This window comes from Azospirillum rugosum (genome assembly GCF_017876155.1).
Classification (GTDB): Bacteria; Pseudomonadota; Alphaproteobacteria; order Azospirillales; family Azospirillaceae; genus Azospirillum; species Azospirillum rugosum.
Window position 1 is genome coordinate 83,670 of record NZ_JAGINP010000030.1, and the last position, 17,418, is coordinate 101,087.

The following is a 17,418-nucleotide window of genomic DNA, read 5'->3' on the forward strand; positions in this document are numbered from 1 at the left end:
AGCGCACGCTGCCGGCCCTTTTTGCCGTCCGAATTTCTGTAGGTTACGGGGCTGAGGGCGCCCGGCGCATGCCGCCGGACAGCAGCTTGCCCAGCATCGCCCGACCGTCGGCGCCCAGGCCGGGGCCGAACACGGCCACCGCCAGGAAGACCAGGGTCAGCCCGACCTTCTCGGCCGTGAAGGCGGGATCCACCGCGTCCCCGAACAGGACCCAGCCCACGCTGTAGGCCGCCGCGGCCGGCACCAGGATCCAGCCGATCCGGACAGCGTTCAGCGGGATCTCGTCGCGGCACAGCCGGCGGCGCACCGCTTCGGTCAGCAGGATCTGGAACATCTCGCGCCCCAGGTTGGCGAGGGCGGCGCCCAGCAGGCCCCACTGCCACACCAGCCCCACGGCCAGCGCCGTCCCGACCGCCAGGCTCGCCGCCGAAATCCACGGCAGGACGCCGACCCGCTTGGCCTTCAGGATCGCCACCTCCGGGTTCATGCGCACCCCGTGCAGCACATAGGCCATCACCAGGAAGGGCATGCAGGGCAACACCGGCGTGTAGTCGTGCGACGCGATCAGCCACAGGATCTCCGGCGCAGTCAGCGCCAGCCCTAGCCCGGCCCCGGTCAGCAGCACGACGAACAGGTGGAAGACGAAGTTCGCCTGGCCGTGGTCCGACGCGCCGTGCTGCGCCTCCAGCCGGCTGACCGACCAGATCTGCAGGAAGGAGGCGGTCAGGAACATGAACAGGATCTGCGACAGCCGCATGCCGAAGGCGAACAGGCCGACCGCCGCGGTGGACAGCAGGATGTTCAGCAGCCAGCGCGAGACGAAGTTGTTGGCGATGTCCAGCAGCGACTGCGGCGCGTAGGGCATCCCCAGCGCCGCGACCCGGCGAAGGATCGGGAAGGAGAAGGCAATCCCGCTGTCCTTCAGGATCATCACCATCAGCAGGGCGCCCAGCACGGCGAAGGACGCGCCGTTGGCCAGGAAGATGCCGGTGACGCCCAGGTCCAGGCCCCACAGGAACACCACGTTGAAGGCGAGCAGGGCCACGACCTTCGCCAGGGAGACGGTGAGGCACAGGCCCGACCGCTTGCGCGCCCGGTAATAGGCCAGCGCCAGCTCGAACAGGGTGGTCAGAGCGACGCTGCCCAGCGCCACCGCCATCACCATCGCGTGTTCGGCCGATCCGAACATCGCCCAGCTCGCCGCGGCGCCGGCCGGCCAGGCGAGGCCCAGCATCGCCACGGCGGCCCCGACCAGGGCCAGCAGGCAGGTGCTGATCACCCGGCGGCGCCCCTCCTCGTCGGGATGTTCGAAATAGACCGCGGTGAAGGCGTTGTTCATGCCGATCATCAGCATGACGGCCAGCAGGTCGCTGACCACCACGACCAGCGCGTAGACCCCGAATTCGGATGGGGACAGCAGCTTCGTGTAGAGGGGCAGCAGAAGGAGACCGGCCGCCCGGTTCACCACGTTGGCCAGCATGAACATCCAGCCATGCTTCAAGATCGTCGCTGCTTCGGACGCCATCAGGAACTCCGCAAAGGCAACGCCCGGCAACACCGGATACCGGCCCGGACACCGGTCCGGCCGCCGAACGCACACGGAATGATTGGAACAGAGATGAGGGGTGTCAATTTCGCCTTGGGACCGCGGACGGCTCTTCGGTCGTACACGCGACGGCGTATGCAGTCCGTCCGCCCGCCGGTCGGTCAACCAGGATCCACCGTATCTTGGTGACGTTGCCGGCCGGTCCGCAGCCCTTCAACGGTGCGTTGGGGCCGCCCCGTCATCCGGAATCGTTTGCCTACCGTCGTTGGGGATACACCGCCCCAAGCACCCGCCCAAGTGGGGTGCCGGCCCTGCGCATGGCCCCGCCTTTCGCCACCGCGTCCCACCACAGGAGATCGGGAACCCTAACCCTCTACCTCCTATTTGCGGTGAATTTCGGGGGTTCCGGGTCGGAATCCCCTGCTCCGCTCGCCGAATGCAGTAGACACAACTGGGGTGCTCAGCCTTTCGGAGTCTCTTTAATATTCGACGCATGGATCCGAACGAAGCCACGCGGTATTCCTCCGGACCAACGGACCCACTTGTGATTTGTTGATAAACGGCAGCCTTTATCCTAATTCGTCACCAACAACGAGCGGCCTGGAACTCTGATCACCTAGGGAGCCACGCTGTTAATATTTGTGTGTCGATCAGAACACAGGCCGCATCAAAGACAATGCTGATGAGACGACATCTCCCGCCGCAGAGCGTTAGCTCAGGCGCGAGATGGATGGCATTCCATTTCAAACATAATGGAACCTGCGATGAGCAAACTGGACCCTGAAGCGGTCATCAATCTGGCTCCTGCCAAAAAGACGGCCATGCCGATGCTGGGCCCCGGCCTGCTGCTGGCGCTGTCCGACGGCTTCGTGCTGACCCTGCTCGGCTGGGCCCTCCTCCAGCTGTTCGGGCACGACACCCTGTCCATGGAGGCGGACCTGTCGCAGCGGGCGCTGGTCACGGGGTTGATGCTGGTGCCTTTGGTCAAATCGGTTTTCGGAATCTATTCGTTGGGTCGTTTTGACTATCTGGAGCGGACCCGCCGCACCTTTCAGGCGGCGTTGCTGTCCGGGGCCGTGTTGGCGGTTCCCTTCGTGGTGATGGACGGGTTCCGGTCCTTTTTCGTGGAGTCCCTGTCGGTCGCGCTGATCGGCTTCGTGGTGACCTACGCCGCCGACCTGCTGGTGGTGCATGGCCTGATGGCGAGCGCGCTGAACTGGCGCACGCCGGTGGTCATCGTCGGCGCCGGCCCGCAGGGTGCCGCGATCGCGGAAAAGCTGCAGCGCCTGCCCTGGCTCGGCATGCGGCCGGTCTGCTTCTTCGACGACGACGACAGCCTGTGGCAGACCCGCGTCGCCAACCTGCCGGTGGTCGGCCCGACGGAGCTGCTCGCCACGTCGCCGGCCTACGCCCAGCAGGCCCAGGCCGCCATCGTCGCGGACATCGGCCGCCACCGCAAGGAATTGACCGAGCTGGTCGGCCGGCTGCCCTTCAAGCAGGTCTATTGCCTGCTGGGCGAGGGCAACGTCAGCGCGGTGGACGCGACCTACCACAACCTGCACGGCTCGCTGGCACTGCGCGTCTCGGTCCGTCCGCCGACCGGCTACCTGCGCATCCGCCGCTTCCTGGACGTGGTGCTGGCCTCGCTCCTGCTGGTCGCGGTCGCCCCGCTGATGCTGGCCATCGCCGTGGCGATCAAGCTGGACAGCCCGGGTCCGGTGATGTTCCGGCAGCAGCGCTGGGCCGGCGGCAAGCAGACCTTCGACCTGCTGAAGTTCCGCTCCATGCACGTCAACGCGGAAGAGCATCTCCAGCGCCTTCTGGAGAGCGACGCGAAGATCCGCGAAGAGTACATGACCTACCACAAGCTGACGGTCGACCCGCGCATCACCCCCTTCGGCCGCTTCCTGCGCAAGACCTCGCTCGACGAACTGCCGCAGCTCTGGAACATCCTGATGGGCGACATGAGCCTGATCGGCCCGCGCGCCTACATGCCGAAGGAACTGCCGGAGGTCGGGGCGTCGGCGGACGTCATCGGCACGGTCCGGCCGGGACTGACCGGCTACTGGCAGGTGTCCGGGCGCCACCGCACCACCTTCCAGGAACGCGTCTCGATGGACGTCTTCTACGTCCGCAACTGCGGCCTGCTGTTCGACTTCTACATTCTCTGCAAGACGGCCATCATGGTCCTGAAGGGCGACGGGTCGTGATCCCTTCCCACCGCGAGGCCCCCTCTTCCACGCCGGGAGAGGGGGCCTCGCGCGTTTGTACGCCGGGCTTGCGCCCGTTGCCGGCCCGGCCCGAGGTCGGGGCTCCCCCCTTACGCGCGCAAGGACGGATACCCTCCGCGACGCGGGGTACTCCGGACGGTCGGAGCCTCCTTCGGCCTAACGCCACCGCTCGGCTATCAGGGCGGGCATCGGGGAGACATCTTCTGACCAGGAAGCAAGGTGCGTCCGCCGGGCGTTCCATGCCTATCGCAGCCCTTTCACCCGGAACAGCGGTCCCATGAAAGTCCTCGAAGTTCTGGAAAAGAGCATCACCGTCTTCTGCATCGTCTCGTTCGGCGGATCGGTCCTTCCGGCGCTGCTGACCGGCGGGGGGAGCACCGACCCGGACGCTCCCGGCGCGGTGTTCTGGTTCATGGCGGTCTATGTGCTCATCCTGGCGCTGATCGCGTCGCGTCCCCGCCTGGCGTTCCGCATCCCGACGGGCAGTCCGGCCTTGTCCCTGGTCGTCGTGCTCGCCTTCGTGTCGGCGCTGTGGTCGATCTATCCCGACGTGACGCTGCGCCGGTCGATCGCCTTCCTGTTCACGACCGCCTTCGGCATCTACCTGGCCCTGCGCTACAGCTTCCCGGAGATCATGCGGCTGCTGGTGACGGGCCTGTCCATCCTGATGCTCCTGTCCTTCGCCGCGGTCTTCGCGATGCCCGACGTCGGCCTCGACCACGAGCAGCATGTCGGCGCCTGGAAGGGCGTCTTCTGGCAGAAGAACGTCACCGGCCGCATGATGGTCTGGCTGGTGCTGTGCCTGCTCTGGCTGGACTGGCAGCGCGAGGGCAAGCGCTGGCTCCTGCGCCCGCTGCTGGCGCTGGCGCTCCTGCTGATCGTGATGAGCCGGTCGGGCACGGGCCTCGTCACCTCCTTCCTGGTGGCCGGCCTGCTGTTCTCCAGCAGCCTGGTGCGCGGGAGCATCCGCAGCTTCGCCCCGACCTTCGCCTTCCTGCTGCTGCTGGCCGTCGTCGGCCTGACCAGCGGCACCACCTTCTGGCACGACATCCTGTACGGTCTGGGCCGCGATCCGACCCTGACCGGCCGAACGGTGCTGTGGGAACACACGCTGATGTCGATCCAGGACCGCTTCGTGCTGGGCTGGGGCTATGCGGCCTACTGGTACGGCGCCTATGGTCCGGGCAGCGCCTTCACCCAGGGCTGGGGCATCAACTCCGCCCACAACGGCTGGATCGAGGCCTGGCTGGACCTCGGCCTGGCCGGCGTCGCCCTGGTGATCTTCCTGCTCGGCCGCATGCTGTTCCAAGGCTTCGCCGCCATCCGCTACAGCACCAACAAGGCCGAGCCGGCCTGGATCTTCACCGTCGGCTGCGCGCTGCTGCTGATCTCGATCTCCGAGAGCGTGTTCCTGGAGCGCCACTCCCTGAACTGGATCGTGCTGGTCGTCGGCGTCACGCGGCTGGTCCAGCGCCGCCGCTGGGCGCGGCTCCAGGCCCGCATGCAGGCGCAGGCGGCGCGTCCGGCCTTCGCCAGCTCCTCCCCCTACGGGACATCCTACGGCGCGCCGCCCGCGGCGGCCTGGACCGGGTCCAGGCGCCCCAGCTGACGGCGCCCAAGCACCCAACCGTTTCCGCCCAGCCGTTTCCGCCCTGAATTTCCGTCGCGACTGAAGGTTTTGTCATGACGTCCTCGCAAGAGATGGTCACCGTCGTCATCCCGACGCGAAACCGGCCCGATATGGTGACACGGGCTGTCGAGAGCGCCCTGGCGCAGACCTACGAAGCCCTGGAGGTGATCGTCATCATCGACGGTCCCGACCCGGAGACCGAAACGCGGCTCGGCACGATCGCCGACCCGCGCCTCGTCGTCATCCCGCTCCAGAAGAACCTGGGCGCCGCCGGCGCCCGCAACCTGGGCGTCGAGCGCGCCAAGGGCAGCTGGATCGCGTTCCTCGACGACGACGACGAATGGATGCGGGAAAAGGTCGCCGCGCAGATGGCCGCCCGCCCGCCCGGTGTCCGCTACCCGATCATGAGCTGCCGCTGCAAGGTCGTCACGGCCCGCGGCGACTTCGAATGGCCGCGCCGGCTGTGCACGCCGCGCGACGCGATCGGCGACTACCTGTTCGTCCGCCACGGCCTGTTCAAGGGCGAGACCTTCGCCCCGACCACGACGCTGCTGGCGCCCAAGGAGCTTCTGCTGCGCCAGCCGATCCCGAAGTCGGCCTTCGACGACTGGGAATGGCTGATCGCCTGCGGCCGGATCCACGGCTGCGCGCTGGTCACCATCCCGGACGTGCTGGCGATCCACTACACGGAAACCGACCGCATCACCCTGTCCACCTGCCACAACATCGACATGGCCCTGGGATGGGCCGAGTCGATGCGGCCGATGCTGTCGCCGCGCGCCTACGCCAGCCTGCTCCTGCAGGCGACCGGCGGCGAGCAGGCCGCGCGCACGGCCACCGTGCGCCGGCGCATCCTGCGCGCCGCCTTGCGGGACGGGGCGCCGACCCCGATGGCGCTGGCCACCTTCCTGATGCATTCGCTGATGCCGGTCGGCCTGCGCCGCCGGCTTCGCCAGGCGATCTACTCCGCCCCCGGTGCCGCTTGAGGATGATGGAACTCATGCGCAAGAAACGGTCATCTGCGTGCATTGTCTTCGCCACGCCCGGAGCCTTGGACGGCGGGGGCGGCATCGGGCGCATGACGGGGTACATCGTCGACTGCTTCCGGCGGACGCCGTCGGCGCCGGAAACGATCGTGCTGGACACGCGCGGCGACGGCAGCGCGGCCGCCTCCCCGGTCTACCTCATGCGCACGCTCGCCCGGCTGGCGGGTCTTCTGGCGCGCGGGAAGGCCTCCGTCGTCCACATCAACGTGTCGGAGAACGGCAGCTTCTGGCGCAAGGCGGCGGTGCAGGTGATCGCCGACCTGTTCTCTTGCCCGACGGTGGTCCATCTCCACGGCGCCACCTTCGTGGAATATTTCAACAAGGGCCCGATGGCCCGGGCGATTTCCCGCTGGCTGTTCGACCACTGCGGCCTGGCCATCGTGCTTGGCGAAAGCTGGCGGACCTTCCTGGTGCAGTCGGTCGGCACCGATCCGCACAAGGTGCGCGTCCTCTACAACGCGGTCCCGGACATCGGCGCCGACCTTCCCCCGCGGGAGGCCCCGCCGGAGGGGGCGGTCCTGTCGCTCCTGGTGCTCGCCAACCTGTCCGAGCGCAAGGGCATCGGCACGATGCTGCGCGCCTGCCGCCTGATGAAGGACGAGGGGCTGATGTTCCGCGTCACCATCGGCGGCGGCGGCGACGTGGACGGCTACCGCCGCATGGCGGAGGAGCTGGGTGTCGCGGAGGAGTGCGATTTCCGCGGCTGGGTCTCGCGGGAGGAGGCGCACGGCCACATCCGGTCGCACGACATCCTGCTGCTGCCCTCCACGCACGAGGGCCTTCCGATGGTGATCCTGGAAGCGCTGTCGGCCGGCCTGCCGGTCATCACCACGCCCGTCGGTTCGATCCCGGAGGTCCTGACGGACGCAGAGACCGCCCGCATCATTCCGGTCAACGACCCCGGCGCGCTGGCGCAGGCCGTCACCGACCTCGCCCGCCATCCGGCGCTCTACGCCCGGCTGTCGGCGGAGGGGCGGCGGCTGTTCCTCGAACGGTTCGTGATCGACGCCTACGGGCGGTCCCTGCAGGAGCTGTATTCGGAACTGGACAGCGCCGACGCCGTCCGGCTTCCGCAGCGCACGCCCCTGTCGGACACCACCGCGCCAAAGCCGTCCTTGCCCCGTGTAGGACGTCAATAGCCACATCCATAAGCCAGAAAGATTAACCCAAAAAATCTTGACCTACCTTCTCGAACGAACGCTCGCTTCGATTGTCTTTCGGGCAGTAACCTTTGACCAAAGCGTACTACACCAGCGATGTTGCCGCGGATTTTAACGCAGCATAGTCTGACTACAGCGCTGGTCCATTTGGTCAAGAACGGTCGTTGCGCCTCAATCGGAGCAGTTCGACGGGCAGGGTACAAGACCAGGAGCAGAGATGATCTACATCGTTTCACCCGGCGGCACCCGCGAGAAGGGCGGCATGGGTCGGATCGTCGACAACTTCACGACCGATCTGCGGCTGAACAGCCCGGAGCTGCGCTTCGAGGTGATCGACACCTACGGGCCGAACGGCAAATTCCATTTGATGCCCTTCTATTTCGCCGCGGCCTTCCTGCGGCTTCTGGTCTGCTTCGCGCTGGGCCGGGGGCAGCTGATCCACATCCATATGGCGGAATACGGCAGCGTCCTGCGCAAGGGGCTGCTCATCGGTCTTGCCTCCCTGTTCCACGTGCCGGTCGTGCTGCACCTGCACGGCGGCCGCTTCCCCAAGCATTACGAGGACGCCGGCCCGGCGGCCCGCTGGGCGATCCGGCAGATGTTCGCGATGACCAGCGAGATCGTCGTGCTGGGCGAATACTGGCGCAACTGGGTCGTCGACACCTTCGGTCCTGCGGCGCGGCGGGTCACGCTGCTGCACAACGCGGTGCCGGGCCCGGACGTGGTCCCGGAACGCCCCGATGAGGACCCGGTCCGCCTTCTGTTCCTGGGGCGCCTGATCAAGCTGAAGGGCATCGACGTCCTGCTGGACGCGCTGGCCTCCGACGTCTGCCGCGGCAAGCCCTGGCACCTGACCATCGCCGGCGACGGCGACCTGGAGACCTACCGGGCGCAGGCCAAGGCGCTGGGCATCGAGGACCGCATCCGCTTCACCGGCTGGCTCGACCAGCAGGGCTGCCGGCGCGAGCTGGTCGCCGCCCACGTCCTGGTCCAGCCCTCGATGTTCGAAGGCCTGCCCATGTCGGTGCTGGAGGCCATGGCCAACGGCCTGACCATCGTCGCGACCCCGGTCGGCAGCGTCGGCGACGCCATCGCCGACGGCGAGACCGGCCTGCTCGTGCCGCCGGGCGACCGCGTGGCGCTGGCCGAGGCGCTGGCCCGCGTCATCGACCAGCCGGACCTGCGCCAGCAGCTCGGCCAGGGCGCCCGCGCCCGCTTCGAGCGGCAGTTCGACATCGCCGTCTATCGCGAACGCATCATCGAGATTTACCGCCGCAACGCCCGCGTCTGGCTGGCCGACCCGATGCCGTCGGCGCGCACCGCCGGGACCGGAGCCTCCATCCGCACGCGCAGCGCGCGTTCCGGCTGACCCTCGGCGGACCCTTCGGAAGGAAAGAGCCATGTCGAAACAAGCCCTCGCCGCCGGAATCCTGCGCTGGACAGGGTTCGGCGCCATGCAGCGCCTTCTGTTCGCCCGCCGCCGGGTCAGCATCGTCGTCTACCACGACCCCGAGCCCGAGATCCTGCGCGAGCACCTGGCCTGGTACGCCAAGCGCTACAACTTCACCACGCTGGAGGCGGTCGCCGATGCCCTGGAGACGGGGCGCTGGGGCGACCTGCCGCCCTACCCGCTGGTGGTCACCTTCGACGACGGTCACAAGGAGAACGCCAAGCTCGCCCCGCTCTTCCGCGAGTTCGGCGTGCGGCCGACCGTCTACCTGTGCAGCCAGGTCGTCGGCACGACCCGCCCCTACTGGTGGAAGACGCCGGCCGCCGACAGCATCGGCGTGGAGTCGCTGAAGCGCGTCCCCGACGGGGAGCGGCGCCGGCGCCTCGCCGAGGCCGGCAACGACCCGGACCGCGAGACCGACAGCCGCCAGTCCCTGACCTGGGACGAGGTGCTGCGCCTGCGCGACGTGGTCGACTACGGCGCCCACACCCGCACCCACCCGATCCTGCTGCAGTGCGACGACCACCGCGTCACCGACGAAATCGCGCTCTGCAAGGCCGAGCTGGAGGAGGCGCTGGGCGAGCCCTGCCGCCACTTCGCCTTCCCCAACGGCGACTTCAGCGACCGCGAGGTGGACATCATCCGCCGCGCCGGCTACCGCACCGCCCGCACCATCGACCCGGGCTGGAACGGCCCGAACGCCGACCCGCTGCGGCTGAAGGCGGTGCCGATCTCCGACGACGCGTCGGTGGACTGGCTGGCCGTCCAGGTGACCGGCCTGACCGCCTGGCTGCGTAAGCGCAAGGGCGGCGCCGCCCCCATGGCCCCGGCCGCGTCGCATGGCCAACCCGTCCCGGCGGCGTGAGGCCGCGGCGTTCGTGACGCGTTCCATGGCTCCGTCCGCAGGCGCCCGTTGTGCAGCGATGCACAGCGGGCCTTGCCCTATGGCGGCCAGTCCCAAAGCCGGCAGCCCCAAAGCCGGCAGCCCGCCGCCACGGCGTCATGAATGAAACATCGTGCAACGCTGTGAAACACCCGATGACGTCGCGTCTCACGGCCGGCGGGCGCACCACGGGCGCTGTCGGACCCATCCTATTCCGTCACCGTGAACAAAGCAAGACCATGGACGGTGGCGCGGAGGGCAATTGCAGTTGAAATCCCTCTCCCGTCCCGGGAGAGGGAAGGGACCCGCGCGAAGCGTGGGAAGGGTGAGGGTGCCGACAAGGATCAGCGACTTGATCCTTGTCGGCACCCTCACCCGGCTCTCAACGGATGCCCTTGGCATCCGCCTGACGCCGTCAGCGCTGGCCGTAAGCCAGCGCGAGAGGCCCTTCGGGCCACCCTCTCCCGGGACGGGAGAGGGATTTGGCGCCAAATGCGATAGCCCTGCGTGGGAAAGCGTCATTGAAGACGCCCGCCCCAGCCGCGCCGAGAAAAGGCCGGCGTTCTCCACCACCCACGGCCTATGACCCGCTTCGGCCAAGGGCTCCCCTTCGGCGAAGCTCGCAAGCTCAGCCTAGGCCGCCCGCCCGATCCTGATGGGTGATGATATGACATAGTATTCCTCCCGAAAATGCAATGCCTCTGAGTGGCTAACCACTGTCTTCACCGGGCAACCATCGTTTGCCCACTCGAAAACGCCGATCCCGGATGCAATAAAGAGTGGCGTGCTCAGCGTTGTTACCGCCAGCCCACTGCAAGGACTGAACAATTCGTTGCCCAATCATTCCCGGACGAAGCGGTAACACGGAACAGATCAAGAAGCGCTTTCGGATTACGACGACAGACGGCCCAGTGCCCTGTCACGATCTGCCGGCCAAGGTTCGATGAACAAACCCACAGGAGTTGCCAGCGACATGCGGACCGCCATCACCACCGAGACGACCCTGAGCGCCCCCGTCCTGCCGGAGATCCGCGCCTTCATCGTGGAGAACTTCCTGCTCGGGAACGACTCCGGCTTCGACAACACGGAGTCCCTGCTGGAGTCGGGCATCATCGACTCCACCGGGATCATGCATGTGGTCGCTTTCCTGGAAGAGCATTTCGGCATCGTCGTGGACGACGAGGACATGGTGGCCGACAACCTGGAGTCGGTCGCCCGCATCTCCGACTACGTGCAGCGCAAGCAGGCCCTGAAGACCGCGGCCTGAGCGAAGGCCGCTATCTCAGCCGGAATCCCCAACCGGGTGCCGTCAGACACCGGCGGGGCACGGGGACGCAACACAGGGACGAGACACGGGGACGAGTCATGGCCCACCTGCTTCATCACTATCTGAGTGAGACGGCGGCACGGACGCCGCGGCACCCGGCGCTGGTGGCGGGGGAGGTCAGCGTCGGCTTTGCCGAGCTGGACCGCCTCAGCGACGCCGTGGCCCGCGCGCTCCAGTCCGCCGGCGTGGTCCGCGGCGACCGCGTCGCGGTCATGCTGGAGAACTCCATCGAGTATGTCGCCGCCCTGTTCGGCGCGCTCAAGGCCGGCGCCGTCTACGTCCCCGTCAACCCCTCCACCAAGGCCGACAAGCTCGCCTACATCCTCACCGATGCCGACGTCCGCGCCCTCGTCGCTCCGGCCGCACTCGCCCGCCAGGTCGTCCCGGCGCTCGGCGAGGCGCCCCACCTCGCCGCCACCCTCTGGGTCGGCCCGGCCGGCGCCGATGGGCCGCGCAGCCTCTGCTGGGCCGACGTCACCGCCGGCCCGCACCGCGCCCCCGCCGACCCGGGGCTGATCGACCAGGATCTGGCCGCCATCCTCTACACCTCGGGCACCACCGGCCGGCCCAAGGGCGTCATGCTCAGCCACGCCAGCCTGGTCAGCACCACCTGGTCGATCTCCACCTACCTCGCCAACACGCCCGACGACGTCGTCTTCTGCCTGCTGCCGCTGACCTTCGGCTACGGCCTCTCCCAGGTCCTCACCGGCGCGCGGGTCGGCTTCACCGTCGTGCTGGAGCGTTCCTTCGCCTTCCCGGCCGACACGCTGGCCCGCATGGTCCGCCACCGCATCACCGGCCTGCCCGGCGTACCCACCGTCTTCTCCACCCTGCTCGGGCTCGACGCCTTCAAGGGCGCGGACCTGTCCAGCTTGCGCTACCTGACCAACGCCGCCGCCCCGCTGCCGACATCCCACATCCAGCGCCTGCGCGAGCGTTTCCCCGACGCCGCCTTCCATTCCATGTACGGCATGACCGAGTGCTGCACGCGCATCTGCACGCTCGACCCGCGCGACCTCGACGCCAAGGCCGCCTCGGTCGGCCGCGCCATTCCCAACTGCGAGGCCTACGTCGTCGACGAGCAGGGCCACCGCGCCGCCCCCGGCGTGATCGGCGAGCTGGTGGTGCGCGGCGCCAACGTCATGCGCGGCTACTGGAACCGCCCCGACGAGACGGCCAAGCGCCTGCGCACCGGCCCGCTGGGCGAGACGCTGCTGCACACCGGCGACCTGTTCACCTGCGACGCCGACGGCTTCCTCTACTTCGTCAGCCGCAAGGATGACGTCTTCAAGTGCCGCGGCGAGAAGGTCAGCCCCAAGGAGGTCGAGAACGCGCTGTACGAGCTGGAGGCGGTGGCCGAGGCGGTGGTGGTCGGCGTGCCCGACCCGGCCGACGGCATGGCGGTGAAGGCCTACGTGGTGCCGCGCGACGGTGCGACCCTGTCGGAGGCGCAGATCCGCCAGCACTGCCGCGGCCGGCTGGAAAGCCATCTGGTCCCCAAGTTCGTCGAGCTGCGCGACGCGCTGCCCAAGACCGACTCCGGCAAGATCAAGCGCGCCGTCCTCGCGGAAACCGCGTAGCCCACCGCCACCGTAGGTCGGGTGCAGCGCAGCGAAACCCGACATTTCGATCCGACACTGTTGGGTTGTGCCTGCGGCTCCACCCAACCTGCAGAATCCGAGGAGCATTTCCCCATGTGTGGTGTCGCCGGTGTTCTCGCCGGGCCGCGCGCCGCGCCGGCCGAACTGGACGAGTTGAAGCGCATGATCGCCATGCTCGGCCACCGCGGCCCCGATGGCTACGGCTTCTACCGCGACGGCCGGATCGGCCTGGCGCACGCGCGCCTGAGCATCGTCGGCCTGGCCGGCGGCTTCCAGCCCATCCACAACGAGGACCGCACGCTGTGGATCTCGTTCAACGGCGAGATCTTCAACCACGTCGAGTTGCGCGCCGAGCTGGAAGCGCGCGGCCACCGCTTCTACACCCAGACCGACACCGAGGTCATCGTCCACGCTTTCGAGGAATACGGCCCCGCCGCCTGGGCCAAGCTGAACGGCCAGTTCGCCATCTGCCTGTGGGACACGGTGAAGCGCGAGCTGTGGCTGGTCCGCGACCGGCTGGGCATTCTGCCGCTGTTCTACGCCCGCGTCGGCGACCATCTCGCCTTCGCGTCGGAGGCCAAGGCGCTGTTCGGCGGCGGCCGGGTGGAGCCGCGCTTCGATGCCGCGCGGCTGGCCCAGGTCTTCACCCACTGGAGCGTGGCCCCGCAGGGCAGCGTCTTCGCCGGCGTGCAGGCCGTGCCGCCGGCCACGGCCATCCGCGTCGACGCCGACCTGCGCCTGCACGAGGACCGCTACTGGGAGCCGGACCTGTCGGGCGACCCGGCCCTGTCCCGCATTTCGCTGGACGAGGCGGCCGACCGGCTGGAGGAGAAGCTCACCGACGCCATCCGGCTGCGCCTGCGCGCCGACGTGCCGGTCGGCGTCTACATCAGCGGCGGGCTGGACAGTTCGGTCATCGCGGCGCTGGCCCGCCGGCTCGACACCACGCACATGCACAGCTTCGGCGTGCGCTTTTCCGACGCCGCCTTCGACGAGACGGCCCAGCAGCGCCTGGTCGCCGGCCATGTCGGGACCGAACACCACGACATCCTGTGCGGGGCGGAGGACATCCAGGCCGCGCTGCCCGACGTGGTCTGGCACGGCGAGGCGCCGCTGGTGCGCACCGCCCCGGCCCCTCTGTTCCTGCTCTCCCGCCTGGTGCGCGACAGCGGCATCCGCGTCGTGCTGTCGGGCGAGGGCGCCGACGAGTGGCTGGCCGGCTACGACATCTTCAAGGAGGACAAGGTCCGCCGCTTCTGGGCGCGGCACCCCGACAGCGCGGTGCGCCCGAAGCTGCTCAGCCGCATCCACCCCTTCGCGGCGGTGAACGGCCAAAAGGACAGCCCGCTGTGGCAGGCCTTCTGGAAGCGCGGCATGACGGAGACCGACGACCCCTTCTACGCCCACCGCATCCGCTGGACCAACACCGCCTGGACGCAGCGCCTGCTCGCCCCCGACGTGCGGGCGACGGCCAACGCGGCGGCCTTCGACGCGGCGGTCGCCGCCCACCTGCCGGCGGGCTGGTCGCGCTGGAGCGCGCTGGCCCGCACGCAGTGGGTGGAGATGGCCGCCTTCATGACGCCCTACCTGCTGACCAGCCAGGGCGACCGCGTGGCGATGGCGCACAGCATCGAGGTGCGCTACCCCTTCCTCGACCCCGGGGTGGACGACCTGTGCGCCGCCCTGCCCGACCGGGTGAAGATGCTGGGGCTGCGCGACAAGCTGGCCCTGCGCCGGCTGGCCGCCCGCCTTCTGCCGGCGGAGATCTTCCAGCGGCCCAAGCGTCCCTACCGCGCCCCGATGACCACCGCCCTGTTCGGCGCCCAGGCGCCGGGCTATGTGCGGGAGCTGCTGTCGGAGGAGGCGCTGGCCCGCTACGGGCTGGTCGACGCCACCGGTGTCTCCGCGCTGGCCGCCAAGGCGCACCGCCAGGACGGCCGCATGGCCGGGGAGCGGGAGGAGATGGCGCTGGTCGGCGTGCTGACGCTGCAGATGCTGGCCCGCGCCACGCTGGACGAGCTGCCCGCCCGGGCGGCGGCGGCGCGCGCCAAGCTCGACAATACCCCCATCCACATCCTGGAGGAGCATAGCCTTCAGGACTCCTGCGCGGCCGGGGCGGCCTGACCGCGCGGCGTTTTTTTCCTCTCACACACGATCCAACACACACTCGAACCGGGATAACCGAGCCATGCTGAAGGCCCTTTCCTCCTTCGACGCCACCGCCCTTTCGCTGGACTGCGCGGCGGCGGCGCGCGAGATCGAACAGTTCATCCAGCGCACGGTTGCCCACGACCTGAAGCGCCAGGGCGTCGTGCTCGGCGTGTCGGGCGGCATCGACAGCTCGGTGTGCGCGGCGCTGGCCGTGCGGGCTTTGGGTCCGGAGCGCGTGCTGGCCATCCTGATGCCGGAGAAGGAGTCCTCGCCGGACAGCACGCGGCGCGGCCGGCTGCTGTGCGAGAGCCTGGGCCTTGAGCCGATCATGGAGAACATCACGGCGCCGCTGACGGCGCTGGGCTGCTACGAGCGGCGCGACAGCGCGATCCGGCGGCTCTTCCCGGAATACGGGCCGGGCTGGAAGCAGAAGATCGGGCTGGCGGCCGGGCTGCTCGACGCCGACCGGGTGAACTACTTCACGATGACCGTTCAGTCGCCGGACGGGGAGATGCAGACGAGCCGGATGCCGGTGGACGTGTACCTGTCGGTCGTGGCGGCGACGAACCTGAAACAGCGCGTGCGCAAGACGATGGAGTACACGCACGCCGACCGGCTGAACTACGCGGTGCTGGGGACGCCGAACCGGCTGGAGTACGAGCTGGGCTTCTTCGTGCGCGGCGGCGACGGTCTGGCCGACCTGAAGCCGATCGCGCACCTGTTCAAGTCGCAGGTCTACCAGATGGCGGCGTGGCTGGGCCTGCCCGAGGACATCCAGGGCCAGGCGCCGAGCACGGACACCTACACGCTGCCGCAGTCGCAGGAGGAGTTCTACTACGCCATCCCCTACGACAAGCTGGACCTGGCACTTTGTGCTTTTGGCCGCGGCGTGTCGGCGGAGGACGCCGCGGAGGCGCTGAACCTGTCGGCCGAGCAGGTGCGCCGCGTCTACAAGGACATCGTCCTGAAGCGCCGCACCTCGGGCCGCATCCTGCGCAACGCCGCGCTGGTCCAGCATGTCGAGGTCGACGGGAGCGACGCATGACCGTGATGGCGTGGACCCAGCGCGGGGTCGCCCGTTACGAGGCCTGCGATCGTCCGGCGCTGGAGGCGTTCCAACGGGACAGCTTCGGCACCGACGCGATCCAGCTCGACGAGGCGCATTTCCACTGGCTGTTCGAGGAACCGCCGGAGCGGGATCCCGAAGGGATGCAGCTCTGGGTCTGCAAGCGCAACGGAGGGATCGTCGGCCAGCAGGCCGGCATCCCCTTCGCGCTGAAGGTCGGCGACCGCGTGCGCCGCGCCTCCTGGGCGATCGACCTGATGGTCGCCCCGGAATGGCGGCTGCGCGGCGTCGGGCCCGGCCTGTCGGAGTCCCACGCGGCGGCCAGCGAAGCGGCCATCTCGCTGTCCATGACCGACGCCGCCTACAAGTCCTACAAGCGCGCGGGCTGGCTCGACCTCGGCAACGTGCCGACCTACCTGCGCGTTCTCGACCCGCCGCGCTGCCTGCGCGTCAGCCCCTACGACGGCGGGCTGGCGCGGATGGCCGCGCGGCTCGGCAAGCCGGCGCTGACCGGCGCGTCGCTGGCCTGCCACGCCGCCGCCCGCGCCTTCGGCGGCCGGCTGGTGGAGGTCGACCACTTCGACCCGCGCGTGGACGATCTGTGGGCGGCGGCGGCGCCGCAGCACAGCTGCATCGCGCGGCGCGACTGGGCCTTCCTGAACTGGCGCTTCGACAGCATCCCGACGGCGCAACGGCACCGCCGCTTCTACATCATGCGGCGCGACGCGGTGATGGCCTACGTCGTGCTGCGGGTCGACCGCTGGCGCGGGGAAAGCGTCGGGGTCGTCTGCGACTACCTGGCCCGGCCGGGCTGGCTGATGCCGGCCTTCGCCCTGGTGGTCGAAAAGGTCCGGCGCGAGCGGATGGCCGCCTTGCTCTGCCGCACCCTGAACCCGCTCGCCGCACGGCCGCTGTCGATGATGGGCTTTCTGTGTCTGAAGAACGGGCTGCGCCAGCCGACCCGGATGATGGCCAGGGCCGCCGCCGACCGGGCCGACCTGGCGCCGCTGCTCGGCGACCCGCGCAACTGGTTCGTCACGGCGGCCGACAGCGACATGGGGTTCAAGGAATTAGGGGAATAAGGGGCGTAGAACGCGAAAAGGGCGTCCGCAATGCGGACGCCCTTTTCGTGTGGTCGTTCATAAGGTCGAGATGAGCGGGATGCATCGTCCGGCGCATGAGCGGCTTGCCGCTGCACACGACGTTCGGTTTTGCGCGCCGTTTCCGGCGCGGGGATCAAGCCGATCGAGCGATTAGTAAGGCTCAGCTTCAGGCGTTGCCGCCCGTCCACATGCCTCCTATCGACGTGATGGTCTGTCACGGCTCT

General features: G+C 68.8%; 12 protein-coding genes and 1 rRNA gene. 11 read left to right on the forward strand and 2 right to left on the reverse strand.

Going from position 1 to position 17,418, the window contains the following annotated elements:
• Window positions 1–43: 43 nt before the first annotated feature.
• A complete protein-coding gene (locus tag J2851_RS30870) occupies window positions 44–1,525 on the reverse strand; it encodes a lipopolysaccharide biosynthesis protein (protein WP_209771511.1) in 1,482 nt (493 codons plus the stop codon).
• A 785-nt stretch (window positions 1,526–2,310) separates the two neighbouring features.
• Here J2851_RS30870 and J2851_RS30875 point away from each other — a divergent pair.
• The 11 genes from J2851_RS30875 to J2851_RS30925 all read left to right on the forward strand — a co-directional run bounded on the left by J2851_RS30875 (window position 2,311) and on the right by J2851_RS30925 (window position 17,173).
• A complete protein-coding gene (locus J2851_RS30875) occupies window positions 2,311–3,756 on the forward strand; it encodes an exopolysaccharide biosynthesis polyprenyl glycosylphosphotransferase (RefSeq protein WP_209771512.1) in 1,446 nt (481 codons plus the stop codon).
• A 298-nt stretch (window positions 3,757–4,054) separates the two neighbouring features.
• Window positions 4,055–5,386, forward strand: a complete 1,332-nt coding sequence (locus J2851_RS30880) for an O-antigen ligase family protein (protein WP_209771515.1) — start codon at window positions 4,055–4,057, stop codon at window positions 5,384–5,386.
• A 74-nt stretch (window positions 5,387–5,460) separates the two neighbouring features.
• The gene (locus J2851_RS30885) at window positions 5,461–6,393 is read left to right on the forward strand and encodes a glycosyltransferase family 2 protein (protein WP_209771517.1); all 933 of its coding nucleotides are present in this window, start codon (window positions 5,461–5,463) and stop codon (window positions 6,391–6,393) included.
• A gap of 92 nt (window positions 6,394–6,485) precedes the next feature.
• A complete protein-coding gene (locus J2851_RS30890; protein ID WP_246501054.1) occupies window positions 6,486–7,592 on the forward strand; it encodes a glycosyltransferase family 4 protein in 1,107 nt (368 codons plus the stop codon).
• Between the two features lie 238 nt (window positions 7,593–7,830).
• Window positions 7,831–8,982 carry a glycosyltransferase family 4 protein gene (locus J2851_RS30895; RefSeq protein ID WP_209771520.1) on the forward strand — a complete coding sequence of 384 codons (1,152 nt, stop codon included), beginning with the start codon at window positions 7,831–7,833 and terminating at the stop codon, window positions 8,980–8,982.
• Between the two features lie 31 nt (window positions 8,983–9,013).
• Window positions 9,014–9,928 (forward strand): polysaccharide deacetylase family protein, encoded by a 915-nt coding sequence (locus J2851_RS30900; RefSeq protein ID WP_209771522.1) that lies wholly within the window; start codon window positions 9,014–9,016, stop codon window positions 9,926–9,928.
• A 991-nt stretch (window positions 9,929–10,919) separates the two neighbouring features.
• Window positions 10,920–11,213, forward strand: a complete 294-nt coding sequence (locus tag J2851_RS30905; RefSeq protein ID WP_209771524.1) for an acyl carrier protein — start codon at window positions 10,920–10,922, stop codon at window positions 11,211–11,213.
• Window positions 11,214–11,311: 98 nt separating this feature from the next.
• Window positions 11,312–12,853, forward strand: coding sequence for a class I adenylate-forming enzyme family protein (locus tag J2851_RS30910; protein WP_209771525.1), 1,542 nt, complete (start codon window positions 11,312–11,314; stop codon window positions 12,851–12,853).
• 114 nt (window positions 12,854–12,967) lie between these two features.
• On the forward strand, window positions 12,968–14,998 hold the full coding sequence (gene asnB / locus J2851_RS30915; protein ID WP_209771528.1) for an asparagine synthase (glutamine-hydrolyzing): 2,031 nt from the start codon (window positions 12,968–12,970) through the stop codon (window positions 14,996–14,998).
• Between the two features lie 64 nt (window positions 14,999–15,062).
• Window positions 15,063–16,070 carry an NAD(+) synthase gene (gene nadE, locus J2851_RS30920; RefSeq protein ID WP_209771533.1) on the forward strand — a complete coding sequence of 336 codons (1,008 nt, stop codon included), beginning with the start codon at window positions 15,063–15,065 and terminating at the stop codon, window positions 16,068–16,070.
• Window positions 16,067–17,173, forward strand: coding sequence for a GNAT family N-acetyltransferase (locus J2851_RS30925; protein ID WP_209771536.1), 1,107 nt, complete (start codon window positions 16,067–16,069; stop codon window positions 17,171–17,173). Before nadE ends, J2851_RS30925 begins: the two co-directional genes overlap by 4 nt.
• Window positions 17,174–17,323: 150 nt before the next feature.
• On the opposite strand, the gene J2851_RS30930 is transcribed toward J2851_RS30925, so the two are convergent.
• Window positions 17,324–17,418 (reverse strand): 23S ribosomal RNA (locus J2851_RS30930); the annotation flags it as partial.